Raw genomic sequence first — 16,420 nt, 5'->3', positions numbered from 1 at the left:
ACTGTAATTAACTCATAATTTTGCCGGAAATATCATTATACTATGTATTTGTGTAATTAATTCTGTCTGACTACTTAATGGATTCATCGGCGGAGCAGTGGGCGAGCCGCTGCCTTACGGCTATGCAGATGACGGTTTCGGGGGAAGAGTTAGAGACTCCGGTGCAGATGCTTTTGTTGTCAATTTTGATTGGTTGCTGACCCGAAATTTTGGTTTATTCGGGCGGTATTCCTACGGGCAACTTGAGGTAAATCCGGTAAATCGCGATCGCTCTGGCGGAGATATTAAGGTACAGTCTTTTCAAGTCGGGATGGGATTTCCCGATTTGGGAAAAAAGGGCGCGCTGGGTGTACTTTCATTTGTGATTCCCCACGATTACATATCGGGCCGCAGATTTTTGCTGTCGGGCGGGGGTAATGGAGGTACTCAGTACGAGGTAGAGGGTTCGTACTATTACCTGATTACTAATAATATTGCGATCGTCCCGGCATTTTATGCTATTTTCAATGCCAACAATTTTGATGGCAATCCGACTGTATTTGTGGGAAATCTTCGCACTCAGTTTAGCTTTTAAGGGAGTGCTATTCCGATAGTCCGCCAGTCCGACAGTCCGACAGTCGGACAGTCCGACAGGGGTTGAAAACCCCTGTCTCATAGCTAAAGTCCTCTAAAAGAGGACTGCAATTGTTTTCAATTTGTCTCAAACTCTTTAGTCGGTTTCAACTCACATCTTGCACCATTCTCAAGAACAGGCAAGATGCCTGTTCCACAAAGAGTGAATTTTCTTGTGGAACAGGCATCTTGCCTGTTCCTAAACAAGTAATTGAGAATGGTGCAACATCTCAGTTTCAACCGACTTTCGCTTTGAGGCAGGGGTTTCAACCCCTGCCGTACTGAGTCGAAGCGCCTCCCTACAGATGTCGCCTGCAATCTATACCTATCTGGTGCAGAAACGTCAATTTGCTGTATGATTGATCATGAGTCAGCCAAAACCTGCTGTCATTTAAGAGAAAAATTTTAGAGATGAGGCTGAATCAACAACTTTTAACAATAGTAAACTAACTTTATTTTAAACTGAAGGATAACTGATTTTGGGCCTTTCATTTCGCGCGATTCGCCGCACTCAATCCCTCCACGAACAAACTTACCAAGCTCTCCGAACTGCTATCCTGTCGGGGGAATTAGCAGGTGGAGAACGCCTGATCGAAACACAACTGGCCCAAATGCTAAACGTCAGCAGAACTCCTGTGAGAGAAGCTTTGTGCCAACTGCAACGAGAGAATTTAGTGACTGCCGATCGGAATAATGGATTGCGCGTCGCTACGCTTTCGATCGCCGATGCTGCGGATCTTTACGATTGTCGGCTCGCTTTGGAACAGTTATCGGCGGCCGGGGCGAGTCAAAATGCTACACCCGCTCAATTGAAACAACTCGAATCGATCGTCCAGCAGGCAGAAAGTACAACACCCTTGCGATCGGGCGAACTCACCAACTATCAATTGCTGTACGCAGACTGCCAATTTCACCGCTTGCTAGCGCAAAGTTCCGGCAATCCTTGGTTGGTAACTCTGTTGGATCAGGTGTTTGACAAAATGATATTAGTGCGGCTCCGCACAATGCAATACAATCCGGGAGTATTGGAAATTCGCAGCGAACACCGCCGCATTTATCAAGCTGTGAGCGAACAGAATGCTGCCGCCGCAGGGCAAGCAATTAAAGAACATTTAATCGCCAGCAAAGCGCGGGTAATTAAAGAAATTCAGGAGATAGAACAGCAGCACGGGAAAATAGATAAGTTAAAATAAAGGCGATCGTACCATTAAAAAGAATCTCTCCCGATCGCCAGAGCGACAATCTCAATTCGCGACAATCTCAATTAACGATCGCGAGCGGGACGCTCGCACTGTAATATGTCAGCAAATTATCCGCGAGAATTAATCGGTTACGGGCAAAATCCGCCCCACCCTAAATGGCCCGATCGAGCACGCATAGCCGTGCAATTTGTCATCAATTACGAAGAAGGCGGAGAAACCTGCATCCTGCACGGAGATGCGTCTTCGGAAACGTTTCTGTCAGAAATTGTCGGGGCCGTCCCCCTATCGGGACTGCGCCACATGAATATGGAATCCTGTTACGAATACGGCAGTCGGGCCGGTTTGTGGCGGCTGCACCGGATGTTTACTTCTAGGAGAATTCCGGTAACAGTTTACGGGGTGGCGATGGCATTAGAAAGGCATCCCGAAGCAGTAGCAGCGATGTTAGAGGCCGATTGGGAAATTGCCAGCCACGGCTACCGCTGGATCGATTATAAGTATTTTGGAGAAGAAGCGGAACGGGAGCACTTGCACAGGGCGATCGCCCTCCATACGCAAGTTACAGGCAGCCGTCCCCTCGGCTGGTATACCGGGCGCACGAGCCCCCATACTCGCAAGCTAGTAGCCGAGGAAGGCGGTTTTCTCTACGATGCCGACAGCTACGCGGATGACCTGCCTTACTGGGTGTACGAGTGCTCGCGACCCCACCTAGTAATTCCCTACACCCTCGACAACAACGATATGCGGTTTGCCACGAGTCAGGGGTTTAATTCCGGCGATCAGTTTTTTGCTTACCTGCGGGATGCTTTCGACTTACTCTACGCCGAGGGCGAGACAGCGCCCAAGATGATGAGTGTGGGACTCCACTGCCGTTTGGCGGGCAGGCCGGGGCGCGCTGCTGCGCTGGCGCGTTTTTTGGATTACGTGCAGCAGCACGAAAAGGTGTGGGTATGCCGCCGCATCGATATTGCCCGACACTGGCACGAACATCACAAGCCGTAGCATTTTCAAGAACAAGCAAGATGCCTGTTCCACAACCACTCAACTTGATTGTGGGTGGGCGTCTCGCCCGCCGCCCAAACAAACAGGCAAGATGCCTGTTCCACAACCACTCAATTTGATTGTGGGGTGGGCGTCTCGCCCGCCCCCCGATGCCAGCGGAATCAGTTAATTTGCCCTGCGTTAACCGCGCTGGCTTTATAAGCGGCCCACCCACCTCGATCGGAAATATCTTCCCATTGGTACTTGTCCACCAACTCCTGCGGGTACAAGAAAGCCGTCAACACTTCCCCGTCCTCCAAAACCACATCCGACGGATACATATACGGCGGTTCCCCCGCTGCAAGCTGTTCAAATTGCTCTGGAGTCAGTTCGTACACTTCGCCCGGAATTGATACGCCGGAGGCGGCCACTTCGTAAATTGCAGGATGCCAGCCATTTTCTGCGGAGTGCAAGCGGTAAATCGGACGAGTTTTCGCTTCTCTGATAAACTTGGCTTCTCCAAGGTTGCTGTTGTCCGGCTGACCCCGAAGGGCAGAACCGCAAATGAACACTCGTTTGGCTGCAATTGCTGTTTGACTCATATCCACACCCGATCAAAAATTGTGCTTTTTTGTACAGTTAAATCGCCGCGATCGCCTTTATTCTGCTTACTGTGTTTTGTATACAGCAGTTTAAGTGCCAAAGCCATCGATTTTTGTAAACAAGGCTACATTGTTTCGCCCATTTAAATGCTATTGCATACAGTATACAACAATTAGTTAAATCAATCAATAGCAGAACTTTAGATGACAGTTACATTAACACTTTCAGTCAACGGCTCGCGCCTCAACCGCAGCATTGCCCAACTCGCCCAAATCGGCAAACTGCCGGGAGGAGGCGTCAGTCGGGTAGCATTTACCAAAGCAGATTTGCTGGCCCGCCAACTCGTTGAATCTTGGATGGTAGAAGCAGGGATGACAGTTCGCATTGACGCGGCGGGGAATATTATCGGTCGATATCCCGGAAAGCGCGAAGGTGCAGCGCTAGCCACAGGTTCTCACATTGACACCGTTCCTGTGGGCGGCCATTACGACGGAGTTTTGGGAGTTTTGGCGGGGATTGAAGTGGTGCGGGTACTGCACGAAAATAACCTGCGCTTGGAACATCCCATTGAGACGATCGTATTTACTGACGAAGAATGCACCGTTATCGGCTGCAAAGCAATGGCCGGAAATACAGTCAGCGACGCGGCATATTACCGACGCAGCGACGGTACTTCCATTGAAACTTGCTTGGGCAAAATTGGCGGAGATTGGTCAAAAATTGGGGATGCCAAACGCCATCCCCAAGAAATAGCAGCTTTTGTAGAACTGCACGTCGAACAAGGAGGCGTTTTGGAAAGTACCGGCGACGAAATAGGAGTAGTCAAAGGCATTGTCGGACAGTACCGCTATGCAGTGACGGTAATGGGTCGCCCCAATCATGCCGGATCGACGCCGATGCACGCCCGAAAAGATGCGCTGGTAGCTGCTGCCCAAATGGTACTCGCAGTCAACAAGTTGGGAGTGGAAACACCCGGAGAACAGGTAGCAACGGTGGGTTACTTAAATGTGTCGCCGAATGCTACAAATATTGTGCCGGGAAAGGTGGATTTTAAAATCGACTTGCGCGATATATCTCAAACTCATTTGGAAGAGTTGCTGGCAAAAATGAAACAGGAGTTTGGGGCGATCGCACTTGCCACCAAAACCGAAGTTGAAATGACCGAAATGCTGCACGTATTTCCGACGCTAGCAGCACCAAAAATTCAAAATGCAATTGCAGAAGTTTGCCGGGAATTAAGCTTGAGTTACACGCATTTAATCAGCCGCGCCGGACACGACGCTCAAGAAATCGGACGGTTTGCCGATATGGGGATGATTTTCGTTGCTTCTCGCGGTGGCATCAGCCATGCAGAAGATGAATATACTTCCCCCGAACAGTGCACTCAGGGAGCAAATGCGCTGTTGCAAACGTTCTTGAAGCTCGATATAATTTACGACTAGGGCGGCCGAATAAGCGATGGTTTCAGCAATTCAAAACGTCCTAAAAACATAGGTTAGTTGACAAAATTCAGATGACAGATAATAAAGATAATGCCCGATTCCCGATGCCAGATTCCCGATTCCCTATAACAATATCTTCAAAAATCTTACTCGCCAACATCTTCGCCAAATTAACAGGTACTGCATTGCCGACCATCTTATATCCATCAGCAATCTGCTTGTACTTAAAAATAAAATCATCGGGGAAAGTCTGAATTCTCGCACATTCCCTGACAGACAATCTGCGGTAAGGCTGAGGCGAATTAGGATCGAAAATGCGTTTATCCTTAGCAACTAAAATCATTTTATTAGCTTGAGGGTGGAGAGGTGCGTGTCGGCCGCTCGCCTGAATTGTAAAAGAAGGTTCCGACCAACTTCTAACTCGATTACGCGACATATAAATACTGGAAAATCCCAAATCGGCACATTCGTGATTGGGAATAAACGGGTGATAGTTATCTACTTTACCTTTAATTGGAATTGGCGCGATCGACTCCAAATCAGAAATCGCATTTTTCAAAGTCAAAACCTCCTTCCCAGGTTCGGGAAACTCAAAACCAAAACCCAGATTCTGACGATAACCGATCACAATCACCCTTTGCCTATCTTGTGGCACACCAAAATTTTTAGCATTCAGCAATTTGAACGAAACCCGATACCCAATTTCCTCAAACTGCGATAATATATAAGTGAAAGCATCCTGATTTCTGGGCGCTAAGATACCCCTAACATTCTCAGCTAAAAAAAACAAAGGCTGCTTGTCTCGGACTATTCTGATATACTCCCAAAAAAGCTGACCTCGACTGTCATCAATTCCCCGTTTCGCGCCCGCCGCACTCCAACTTTGACAAGGAGGCCCGCCAATAATCCCAACACATTCAGGAATTTCATCAAAATTAATTTTTCTGATATCTCTGCGCTCTAAAATAGTGTCAGGATGATTGAAATTATATGTATCCCAAATAGTGCGATCACACTCATTCGCCCAAAAAATATTAAATCCCGCTTGTCGAAAACCCAAATCCAACCCACCACATCCTGCAAACAGAGATATGATATTCATAATGCCTTTGCCTTTAGTGTTAGATTTTGTAAGTAATAATTTTAGCAGGTATGAGGTTTTCAGGATTATCGGGACATTTAATCGACTGAGTATTAATATTAAATCCTGGAACTGATATGGATTCGATCATTGTTCTGCTGTCAAGTGAAAAAGACAAATATTTACTTTCCTTCATTATGGCGATTATCTGAAAATTTTTCTTAGGGTCATATCCTGTATCTAGATAATTAAAAATACTGGAAGGATGATTGATGACCCACATTCCTCTAATTCTTAAGGATGTTATACTTAAAGGGTCTACTTTATTTACTCTACCTAACTCTTCGGTTTCACTAGATTTGACATCGGAAATTGCATTAATGCCACTGGCTATCTGATCTTTAATCCCTTCATAATATTCTTTGCTAGCAGCATAGCAGTCACCATAAATAAGCCATAGGGTTTTCAGATTTTCTTTTGAATTGTCATTACTTGTGACTCCAATTGCATAAAGAATATCCTTCTCTGTCCATGCTTCACAATCACGACAAGCTGCGACAATTTGTGGATTGTTAGAAAATAATTTTGATTTGGGATAGGAACTATTTAACTGAATCTGACCGCTGAAAGTTTTTATTTTATTAACTTCTATGACATCGCCATTTCTGAGCATTAAATCTGGAGGATTACTCTGATTGCGACGAATCCAAGAAAATACTTCATCGTACTTTTCAGGTTTGCTGAGTTCCGCTTCATTTATAGCATTAGCAAAAGCATCCTTGACAAGATACTCGAATGCCTTTGCCTTACTCATATTGCTTTGGACTTTAGAATAACTGAGTAAGTCAGGTTTAGGGTTATTTATAATTGTAGCGATCGCTTGCAGTATATTCGTCATTGGTTATAAAAAATAGAGAACCCAATGTAACCAGAGCTAATCATAGCAGAGATCCTCAATGAATGCAAACTCCATCCTCAAATCTTACCAACACTTCGGCGTCCACCTCGGCCTCGAAAGAATTCACCAACTCCTCGAAAAACTCGACAACCCCCATAAACAAATACCCATTATCCACGTTGCCGGTACAAATGGCAAAGGTTCCGTTTGCGCTTATCTCTCATCCGTACTCACAGAAGCAGGTTATCGAGTCGGGCGCTACACATCCCCGCACTTAATTGATTGGACAGAAAGAATTTGCATCAACCAAAAACCAATTTCCCCAACTGAACTACAAGAATACCTCGAACGAGTAATCGCCGCCACTCAAAACCACACCGAAACCCCCACCCAATTTGAAATCATCACCGCCGCCGCGTGGCTGTACTTCGCCGAACAAAAAGCAGACATCGCAGTCATAGAAACCGGATTGGGAGGAAGGCTAGACGCGACTAATGTTTGCGAAACACCACTCGCCAGCGCCATCACATCCATCAGCCTCGAACACTGGCAAATACTCGGCCCCACCCTCGCCGATATTGCTGGGGAAAAAGCCGGAATCCTCAAAGCAAAATGTCCGGCAATTATCGGAGAATTGCCAGAAGAGGCTAGAATAGCGATCGAGAAACGCATTCAAGAATTAGACTGTCCCGCAACTTGGGTAAAACCGGCAATAGATTTGGGACAAGGATTAGCAGAATATCAGTTAAATGAAAATGCGGTTAAAATAAAATATCAATTGCCGCTGCTGGGAAAAATTCAACTAATGAATTCAGCAATTGCGATCGCAACTATTGAAACTCTGCAAAACCGAGGATGGCAAATTTCCCAAACTGCGATCGAAAACGGTATCGCCAAAACCCAATGGCCCGGAAGACTCCAGCAGACAACTTGGAAAAACCGCAATATATTAATTGACGGCGCGCACAACCCAGCCGCAGCGATCGCCCTGCGCGAATATGTAGATAATCTTAACAGTTCCCAGCCACCAATTAACTGGGTAATCGGCATTCTTGCGACTAAAGACTGCGATGATATTTTGAAAGCATTACTCAAAAAGGGCGATCGAGTTTATCTAGTTCCCGTACCCGAACCCAATTCAAAATCTCCCGCAGAATTAGCAACCATCGCTAAAAAAATCTGTCCAGAATTAACACTTTGTCAAACTTTTCCTGACTTAACAACAGCCTTAGATGTTGCTGTTGCAGACGACAATTTAACAGTTCTATGCGGTTCCCTGTATCTCGTCGGTCATTTCCTGCAACAACAACTCTCCCATTAAAGTTAATTTGGCAAGATTTTCGGCTGTTTAAACACGGGAAATCCATCAGGAGTTTTGACTATTTTTCCCTGTTGATCCCGTTCGACATCACAGAATACATAGTTATCAGTTTCATCTCGCATTAGAGCAGGTTTTCCGTCAACAATTTGGTACGCTGGACGATAAAATTGAACCAAACCTTGATTTTCCACCATTTGTCCGTTTTCATCGTGCAAAATCGGACAGATAATTAAGTTGCCTTCTGCATCAAAAACCCAAGAATTAGTTGCAGGATCTAGCAACAGTTCCGGGTAAATATGTTGACCGCTAGATGACTTCAGCAATTCACCTGTTTCATCAACCAGCGACATCAAGAAAACTGGTTCTCCTTGAAAATTGCGAAGGAGTTCATTAGTTTGCGGATCGCGTAGAGGAATTGCTCTCGGTGCGGGCAATTCGACATCGGGCAATTCTGGATGTGGCGGGTGCAAACTCGGTAATTCAGCATCTGTTGCCATGTCGTAATGGCGGGTATATTGGAGGGCAGCTTTGGTAAATCCAGCCCGCTGCAACATGGCTTGAATGCCCGGTTTATCGGCTGCAATTAGCAAGTCTATATCGCTGACTTTCATTGTTTTAGCGTGGGCGATCGCAGCTTTTGCCAGCATTTGAATTGCTTCGGATTTCCGGTGTTCTGGCTGGACGTACATCCCCAAAACGGAACCGACGCGGCGGGATTGAAACGGATTTTCAATGTGGTGTTGTTGAATCAAGTATTCGGGGAGATTTGCAGGCGGGGCTTCGTCGTAATAGTAGATAAATAGACAGCCGATAATGCTGTCGCTGTGTTCTAATATCCAGCAGAAAGAAAGTGGTTTTTCGAGTTGGTTGGTGACGTATTTTTCAAAGTCGAAGTTAGGTTTGACAAGCATTGAGGGGTCGATGGATTCGCGTTCTGCGGCGAATGCTTGCCAGAGAGGGGCGAGATCCTTTGCGTCTTCTGCGGTGGCTAGACGGTGGCTGTAAGGGGCGATGGGGGCGATCGGCATAGTTGCGGCTGTCATAGTTTTTTGGGGATGAATTTGCCTCGAAGGTGAAACCCTTCTATTGTGTATTGGGATTTCGCGGGGTATTTTTACGCAAAAGCCGAGTTTTTGTAATAAAAGTTAATATATAGGAATTACGTATGGGGGCCCATAAACCGGGTTTTTACGAAAATACTTGGTTACAGCACGCACAAGTCGCCAAAAACCCGGTTTCTGCGATCGGAGTGGGTAAATCCTGGATGAATCTCGCTACAAAATCGTCAAATAAGTTTCTGTGGGACTGATGGGCAATGGTTTTAAAATTTGATTTTGCAAATCGATTTCTAACCCCAAAGCTTCTAAAGGTATGACTCCCAAAAGAGCATCTTTACCTCCCGGTAACTCCAAGCACTCGAAGGTTCCTTCCCGATCGAACATGGATATGGTAGCATCTCGGAAAATTCGGGCTTTGCCGATGCCCATTGCGGTTGCTACGTCTACTTCTTTGAGGAGTTTCAGTCCGAGTTGGGCGATCGTATCTTGCGGCAAACACAAGGTAGTTGCACCCGTGTCTACTAATACATTTTTGAGGGTAATTGAGCGAATTTGGTCTTCCGATTTTACTCCGGCCTCTGCTAGAATTTGGTCGGCTCGATTAACGATTGTCAGAGTGGCGAAAACTTTTCCCATTACGTTGCTGTTTTGAATTTGCATAGTTGTCTCCTACTGAAGAGTCGGAGTGATTACTTCCTTTAATTGTATCTTGTGTTGAGGGCGATCGCTCCAACAATGGCATTGAGAAATATGGGCACGATCGTTGACTGGGATATCAATCTAATTTATAATTATGGAATAGATACTTTTTGTATCTAATAAAAATTAAATTTTAATCATGTCAGCCAAAGATATATTTCACAACACTGTTCGTTCGGCTTTGGAGAAAGATGGCTGGACAATTACCCACGACCCTCTGTTTTTGCAACCAAGTCAGCGAGCTAAAATGAAGATAGACTTAGGAGCAGAAAAGTTACTTTCGGCTCTTAAGGGCAATCGCCGGATAGCTGTGGAAGTCAAAAGTTTTGTCGGTTTCTCGACAATTTCAGAATTCCATACGGCTGTCGGTCAGTTCTTGAACTATCGGATAGCGTTGGAAAAACTGGAACCAGAACGAGTCTTGTATTTGGCTGTACCTGCGGATGTTTATCGCAACTTTTTTACAGATTCGTTTATTCAAGAGGTAATTGAACGGTTGCAAATTAAGTTGTTAGTTTTTGTTGTTGAAAAGCAGGAGATATCGTTATGGACAGACTAGATTACCGCGAAGTAATTGAAAAAATAATTCAGCAACACGCTAGAGAGCAATCTGAAAAAGACTTGGATCGAGTTGAAGTAGTTTTTGATAAGGAACGCGATCGCTATTTATTGTTGTATGTGGGATGGCACGATGAAGAACGAATTCATGGATGTCCGATTCATATCGATATCAAAGATGGAAAAATTTGGATACAGCAAGATTTTACTGAAGAAGGATTGGCCAATCAGTTGGTGGAACTAGGTGTACCGAAAACGGATATTGTTTTAGGATTTCGAGCGCCTTATGTTCGGCAGTTTACAGGATTTGCAGTGGCTTGAGTTTTGATTTTGAATGGGCGATCGTGCGAGCAGAAGAAACCGGGTTTCTAAGGAATTAGGTGCGATAGATCGCCCTCATATCATCGACGCGATCGCTCCGGCAATATAGTACAATAGAATTATCGAGTGAGTAAAAACACAACCAATGACAAGTACAACCAATAAAGAACCAACCCTGGCAGATGTCATCGAAAAGTTAGACAAGCTATCGACTGATGTGAGCCAGCTATCTAATCGTGTGGATAGGCTATCAAATGACTCTGAAAAGTTCAACGATCGCTTTTCTAATTACCAGCAAGCAACTCAGTGGGTGGTGCAACTTGCTTTTACTTTAATTGCTAGTGCTACTATTACAGTCATTATCACTTCAGTGGTGCGGAAGTAATCGAGAATGGGGCGATCGCGTGGATCGAGAAACCCGGTTTCTTCCTAAATATTTCGGTAGGATGCAAAAGTTATCGCAGAAACCCGGTTTCTGGAAAATTAACTTTATGTACACAGTGAGTGAGGGGCAAACATACTAAATTTCTATCTCTTTATAACCAGGGGGGGGAAGGGATGGGGTAAGTACCTGCGGGCCAAATATCATTGGTCGAATTAGAAGAAAATAAATATTTAAATATGGATTTAAATAGGGTATGGAGCGCCCGAATTGAGAAGTGGTCAGTCCACCACGAATTGGACTTATTGGACGAATTGGTTCGTTACTATAACCACTCCGTGTCGAAACACCTAGCCATCTACTGAGATCGAGTTTTTCGCATTTACCGCCTCCCCCAGTTTGAGTACCCTGAATATTGTTGTTACCTTGTCCTGTAGGCGGAGTAGGCAGACTGATATTTGGCTGCGATAAAGGTGGCAGACCTAAATTCCCTGGAGAAGGAACCTGCGGATTTGGATCGAGCCCAGAAGGATCGGTTAAATTCACTGGTTCATTAACAATATAACCGTACAAATTCCCATCTCCACCAGCAAACCCGATCGGATCTTTCGCCGTCCACTTCCCCGCTACAGCATCATAATCCCTAAACCCAAACCGCACTAACTCTGTCTCCACATCTATCAACCCCCCGGCAAAACTATTATGCAGTTCAAACTGGGTAACAATCAGCAATAACTTGACCAAAGCTGTCGTATTCCAGAACTTTGACGAGTGTACCATTGGCATCGCAGACCACTCGCGGCGTGCCGAGTTGGTCGGTGGTGATGTAATACCAGTTGTTATCGCTTTCTAGGGCAAAGAGTAAGCCAAAATCATCATAATGATAGCGGCTTAAACTGCCTGATGGAGAACGCACGGCGGTGAGTTGAAAGGGATGGTTGGGGTTGCCGTAAAGGTATTAAGTGGTGCCATTTTCATCGCTACGAGCAACCCGAAAGTTCATGCTGTCGTAGGTGTAAACCAGGTTTTTCTTCATTGAGTTTTGTGTTTCTGGAATAAGTCTAAATTGTCGTCAAGATAAATTGACAAAAATTTGAATTTAACATTTAAAAAAACGCTGTAGTCATATTCAGCGTGTAATCTGACAACTACCTGGACCAACTACGTCAAGATACAAGGGATGATTGGGTGAGATATCATAATCTTTAAAACGCTGATAAAGATCTGAAGAGTCTACTCCTTTTGGAATTCCAAGACACCCAGCAGTTCCTGGTGTACCACCATCTGGATGAAAACCAAAATCACCTCTTGTTGTTTTGAATGTTGGCTTAACAGCTAACCACCAAGATTTGCCAGAAACACTATCTAGGCATCGTGCATAGATATCTTGTGTTTTATCAAAATACTCAATCGGCCCCTGAGTAATCTTATAATTACCTTCGGGTAATGCTCCTTTCCCCCATTGTCCAGATATAATTGGATATAAACCAATTTCTTTACCTTGATCATTTATCCAAGAAACTGTTCCATATGCAAATGTGTTAGTTTTTCCTCCATCTCCTGGCAACCCATAATATGCCCAAATGTCAAAACGTAGACGATCAGTTCCTTGTCGATCAAGAAAGTTGATTGGTTCATTTGAGACATAACTGTATAAATTAGCATCTCCTCCAATAAATCTGATTGGATCTTTAGCAGTCCACTTAGCCGCCACTGCATCATAATCCCTGAAACCAAAACGCACTAATTTTGTATCCGGTTCTATCAAACCACCAGCAAAGCTGATAGGCAAATCAAAGAGAAAATTACTATCAGCTATTTGTTGACCAAAACTGTTGTAGTCTAAAACTTTAATCGCCCGACCATTAACATCACAAACAACTCGCGGTGTACCTAACTGGTCAGTTACCAGATAATACAAATTAGCATCGCGTTTCAGCGAAAACAGCGAACCAAAATCATCATATTCATAAACACTCAATTTTCCAGAATTATCGCGCATCGCCGTCACTGGAAACGGATGATTCGGATTCCCATAAAGATACTGCTCCGTTCCCTTTTTATCTGTCCGCGCCACCCGCCGATTCATACTATCGTAGGTATAGTTAATCGCCTTACCATCAGGCCAACTCACCTCTAACAATTCCCCAGTCGCACTGTACTTGAGCGTCATATCACCACGCTGCATTAAGAAACCATCCGCATCAAATTCGTAGGGCGTTCCATCCAACTCAATCAAACGATCTTGAGCATCATAACTGGCGGTATGCTGTTGGGCTCCTAACTGCCACTCAGTCCGGTTGCCGTTGTCATCATAGACATAACGCTCGACAACTTCACTGTCACGCCTGACTAAAATCAATTGACCATCAAGATCGTAAGTGTAATCGTAAATATGGGTTGTACCCGTCACCGTTTCCCGCTTCTGGACAATGCGACTGAGAACGTCATAACTAAGCTGTAATTGATAGATGACTCGCCCGTTAACCAGATTTGTCCGAGAAATCACGCGACCGGAATTATCGTACTCAATGTCAACATTCATCTTGCCATCAGTAATCTGAGTCGGCGCACCCGTTGCCAGATTTCGTACTACTTGAAATTGACCATATTGGGTCAGCAACCCGTCCGCATCTCGCTTCATTTCGATTTCCGGTTCGTCATCTAACTGCATCCCGACTAGGGAAAAATTATTATCGTAACGATAGCGGTAAGTCCCATTTGCAACGCCACTCCACGCCATTTCAGTCACTAAACCGCCGTCATAAGTAAAGGTCATTTCTTGGGGAGTCTCGCCATTTGCGGGAGTGCGGACGAGTTTTGTTACCCGTTTCGACTCTTTTTCGTAGGTGACATCTACCGTTGCTTCTGGGTAGGTTGCCCGTTCTAAATCGCCAGATTGATTGTAAATTCCTTGGACAGTTCGACCACTAGGAAGGGTAGAGTTTGTGAGTTGTTGTTCCGAGTCGTAGGTGCTGGAATAACCCCCCCAGCCCCCCTTGCTAAGCTATGCTTTATAAACATCTTTCTTTACAAGAAAATTGACAAAAGTAACTACTTGTGTAGGAGCTCTTGGGGCGATAGAGCCCGATCGAATATGAATTTTTCTGCAAAGAATATTCATTGATGTCTCCATCTGTCAATGAGTTTGCTCAAGGGCGATCGGGTTTTTCCCGATCGCACATTTTGGACAAACAGAATAAAATATTTTTCTACCATTAGTGGCGGGAACCAAAAATTATCACTTATGACATCAACATAATTCATCATCACAGCTATTTTACCCCTCTAAAAATACCAATTCTAAATTGTTTTTAGTTGATTAAATAACAGCCACCCTATCATAATATCATCCAATCTTCTCAATCCACGCCACAGAGTCTTAACTCCCGGAAAACCATCATGTTTTCTTCCTAAAAAACCTCCCAATTTAGCAATCCAACCAACCGCTTCCCCTAAAGTTGGCGGGTAAGAATGAGGATAACTTTTGTGATGAATTGTTGCATAAAGAGCCTGCCATTCGGGAGGTTCTAACATGATTTCACAACTGACATCATCCGCGAGCCTCGCTTGATGAGTAATATAAAGTAAGCGCCAAGCTACTATGGAATAAGTAGCTAAAGCCATTTCTAACCTTTTTGCTGTTTCCAATTGTAGCTTCTCAATTCCACAACCACTTTTTAATACATAATGGTAACGCTCAATCAACCAACGATAACCATACCATCTCACATAAGTAGTCACATCCTCAATACAAGTAATAGGTAAATTTGTCACTAGCCACCATTCAATTGCTTCGGACTCAGAAGGTGGCTCGGATTCTCTAACTAAAATAACTTGCAGTTTAATCGGACTTAATTTCTCTTGTTTAGGACGATTTTGAGGGGGTTGAATAGTTAAGGTTTTATACCTAATAGTTAAAGTTGCCCTGCGTGATGAGCGAGTCGGGTTGCGCTTCAATTCAACAGTCATTGTGACTTGCGGTTCGACCAATTCCACCTCTTCTTTAAGATGGTTGGACGAGGACTCTAAACATCTGTTTTGAGTAGCTCGAATCAAAAAATCTGCTCCCTCACGATTTGCACAGGCAAACAAGTCATAAAAGTCAGCTTCTCGATCGGCAATTGTGACTACTTGTTGTGAATCAGGTATAATGGATAGCGTATTTTTTAAAGCATCAAGCCATCTTTGACTCTCTTTTTCTTCAGTTGATTTTTGAGAACGTAGATCCGCTTTACCTAAATATTTTGGCTCTCTTGCCCAGACATATTGGTCGATAATGCCGTCAGGTAGCCCCTCTGTTGTTGCTGCTAAAGTTGAATGTACTTTCAATCCATGAGCATATTTACTATCAAGGTATCCGACTCCTTTAACTGCTTTATGAGTGGTATAATTTAATTCTGTTGTATCTTGTATTGCCAAGATAATTTGATGATTTTTAATTCTTTCTACTGTCGCATCTACGTGTCCTTTCCTAAGCTGAGCTGGTTTGATATATGGTGAATCCCAGAAATCGTAAGTAGCCTTAGTTTCTGCCCATGTTCCACTAGCTTGCGGTACACTGGATGTTGGTTTATCACTCAGATTAGAGACAATTTTCATAAATCTATTGGTTCTTCTTACATCTCCCAATTGAGTTTTTTCTAATTCTTGTCTTACCCATCCATCGATCATTTTAACCTCATTACTGGGCGATCGCCCGATCGTTTAACTGCACAGATGTTGATTTTTGTCAACTTTCTTGTTAAGAAAGATGTTTATAAAGCATAGCTTGCTAAGGGGGGAGTTAGAGGGATTTTCCTCATTAACCAGGGGGGAGTTAGAGAGGTTTTCTTCATTAATCAGGGGGGAGTTAGAGAGGTTTTGCTCATAGCCCCCCCTTAACAAGCTATGCTTTATAAACATCTTTCTTAACAACAATACTCCGGACAGTTTTTGAGACCGAGGCTGAAACCCTCATTCTACCGTTAGCATTTGACCTCACTGAGAAGGCTGAAACCCGCATTCTGCCGTTAGTGATTGAAAACTGTCCGGACTATTGTTAACAAGAAAGTTGACAAAAATCAACATCTGTGCAGTTAAACGATCGGGCGATCGCCCAGTAATGAGGTTAAAATGATCGATGGATGGGTAAGACAAGAATTAGAAAAAACTCAATTGGGAGATGTAAGAAGAACCAATAGAATAGACCTCTTGCAAAATAGTTTTATGATATAATGGAAAGTTTTGCTGAGAGTTGATTGAATCCCAACTCTTAAGTTA

The 16,420-nt window shown here is 44.2% G+C and carries 16 protein-coding genes and 1 pseudogene; 8 read left to right on the top strand and 9 right to left on the bottom strand.

The genetic code is table 11. The features are described from left to right. The first annotated feature begins 97 nt into the window (after positions 1-97). The 3 genes from QUA02_RS30575 to puuE all read left to right on the top strand — a co-directional run bounded on the left by QUA02_RS30575 (position 98) and on the right by puuE (position 2,816). On the top strand, positions 98-574 hold the full coding sequence (locus QUA02_RS30575; protein ID WP_333033348.1) for a carbohydrate porin: 477 nt from the start codon (positions 98-100) through the stop codon (positions 572-574). Positions 575-1,091: 517 nt separating this feature from the next. Continuing rightward, on the top strand, positions 1,092-1,805 hold the full coding sequence (locus tag QUA02_RS30570; protein WP_333033347.1) for a GntR family transcriptional regulator: 714 nt from the start codon (positions 1,092-1,094) through the stop codon (positions 1,803-1,805). A 105-nt stretch (positions 1,806-1,910) separates the two neighbouring features. Further along, complete coding sequence (puuE, locus tag QUA02_RS30565) at positions 1,911-2,816, top strand: allantoinase PuuE (RefSeq protein WP_333033346.1); 906 nt, start codon at positions 1,911-1,913, stop codon at positions 2,814-2,816. A 161-nt stretch (positions 2,817-2,977) separates the two neighbouring features. Here puuE and QUA02_RS30560 read toward each other — a convergent pair whose 3' ends face one another. Beyond that, on the bottom strand, positions 2,978-3,397 hold the full coding sequence (locus tag QUA02_RS30560) for an allophanate hydrolase-related protein (RefSeq protein WP_333033345.1): 420 nt from the start codon (positions 3,395-3,397) through the stop codon (positions 2,978-2,980). A 204-nt stretch (positions 3,398-3,601) separates the two neighbouring features. Between QUA02_RS30560 and QUA02_RS30555 the strand changes: the two genes are divergently transcribed. Further along, positions 3,602-4,840, top strand: a complete 1,239-nt coding sequence (locus tag QUA02_RS30555; RefSeq protein ID WP_333033344.1) for a Zn-dependent hydrolase — start codon at positions 3,602-3,604, stop codon at positions 4,838-4,840. Between the two features lie 67 nt (positions 4,841-4,907). Here QUA02_RS30555 and QUA02_RS30550 read toward each other — a convergent pair whose 3' ends face one another. Both QUA02_RS30550 and QUA02_RS30545 read right to left on the bottom strand, forming a co-directional pair. Then, positions 4,908-5,942 carry a DNA cytosine methyltransferase gene (locus tag QUA02_RS30550; protein WP_333033342.1) on the bottom strand — a complete coding sequence of 345 codons (1,035 nt, stop codon included), beginning with the start codon at positions 5,940-5,942 and terminating at the stop codon, positions 4,908-4,910. A gap of 19 nt (positions 5,943-5,961) precedes the next feature. Beyond that, positions 5,962-6,819 (bottom strand): NgoPII family restriction endonuclease, encoded by an 858-nt coding sequence (locus QUA02_RS30545; RefSeq protein WP_333033341.1) that lies wholly within the window; start codon positions 6,817-6,819, stop codon positions 5,962-5,964. A 58-nt stretch (positions 6,820-6,877) separates the two neighbouring features. Between QUA02_RS30545 and QUA02_RS30540 the strand changes: the two genes are divergently transcribed. Then, positions 6,878-8,140 carry a bifunctional folylpolyglutamate synthase/dihydrofolate synthase gene (locus QUA02_RS30540; protein WP_333033339.1) on the top strand — a complete coding sequence of 421 codons (1,263 nt, stop codon included), beginning with the start codon at positions 6,878-6,880 and terminating at the stop codon, positions 8,138-8,140. 2 nt (positions 8,141-8,142) lie between these two features. On the opposite strand, the gene QUA02_RS30535 is transcribed toward QUA02_RS30540, so the two are convergent. Then, entirely contained in the window at positions 8,143-9,183 is a 1,041-nt protein-coding gene (locus QUA02_RS30535; RefSeq protein WP_333033336.1) for a GNAT family N-acetyltransferase, read from the bottom strand. 231 nt (positions 9,184-9,414) lie between these two features. Beyond that, the gene (locus QUA02_RS30530; protein WP_333033335.1) at positions 9,415-9,858 is read right to left on the bottom strand and encodes a retroviral-like aspartic protease family protein; all 444 of its coding nucleotides are present in this window, start codon (positions 9,856-9,858) and stop codon (positions 9,415-9,417) included. A gap of 178 nt (positions 9,859-10,036) precedes the next feature. Here QUA02_RS30530 and QUA02_RS30525 point away from each other — a divergent pair, with 178 nt between their 5' ends. From QUA02_RS30525 to QUA02_RS30515, 3 genes are all read left to right on the top strand, one after another. Further along, complete coding sequence (locus QUA02_RS30525; protein ID WP_333033334.1) at positions 10,037-10,456, top strand: XisH family protein; 420 nt, start codon at positions 10,037-10,039, stop codon at positions 10,454-10,456. After that, complete coding sequence (locus QUA02_RS30520) at positions 10,444-10,776, top strand: XisI protein (protein ID WP_333033332.1); 333 nt, start codon at positions 10,444-10,446, stop codon at positions 10,774-10,776. Before QUA02_RS30525 ends, QUA02_RS30520 begins: the two co-directional genes overlap by 13 nt. A 145-nt stretch (positions 10,777-10,921) precedes the next feature. Next, positions 10,922-11,161 carry a ssr2422 family thylakoid membrane protein gene (locus tag QUA02_RS30515; protein WP_333033330.1) on the top strand — a complete coding sequence of 80 codons (240 nt, stop codon included), beginning with the start codon at positions 10,922-10,924 and terminating at the stop codon, positions 11,159-11,161. Between the two features lie 135 nt (positions 11,162-11,296). Here QUA02_RS30515 and QUA02_RS30510 read toward each other — a convergent pair whose 3' ends face one another. The 4 genes and pseudogenes from QUA02_RS30510 to QUA02_RS30495 all read right to left on the bottom strand — a co-directional run bounded on the left by QUA02_RS30510 (position 11,297) and on the right by QUA02_RS30495 (position 15,829). Next, a complete protein-coding gene (locus QUA02_RS30510) occupies positions 11,297-11,902 on the bottom strand; it encodes an RHS repeat domain-containing protein (protein ID WP_333033329.1) in 606 nt (201 codons plus the stop codon). Then, entirely contained in the window at positions 11,868-12,074 is a 207-nt protein-coding gene (locus QUA02_RS30505; protein ID WP_333033328.1) for an RHS domain-containing protein, read from the bottom strand. The genes QUA02_RS30510 and QUA02_RS30505 overlap by 35 nt, the downstream gene beginning before the upstream one ends. Before the next feature lie 213 nt (positions 12,075-12,287). Beyond that, a pseudogene (locus QUA02_RS30500) lies at positions 12,288-14,129 on the bottom strand (RHS repeat domain-containing protein); the annotation flags it as partial. Between the two features lie 332 nt (positions 14,130-14,461). After that, a complete protein-coding gene (locus QUA02_RS30495; protein WP_333033350.1) occupies positions 14,462-15,829 on the bottom strand; it encodes an IS4 family transposase in 1,368 nt (455 codons plus the stop codon). Positions 15,830-16,420: the final 591 nt, after the last annotated feature.

The organism is Microcoleus pseudofavosus SVA1_A4, assembly GCF_036700565.1.
Lineage (GTDB): Bacteria > Cyanobacteriota > Cyanobacteriia > Cyanobacteriales > Microcoleaceae > Microcoleus.
This window is presented reverse-complemented; position numbering and strand designations above follow the sequence as displayed.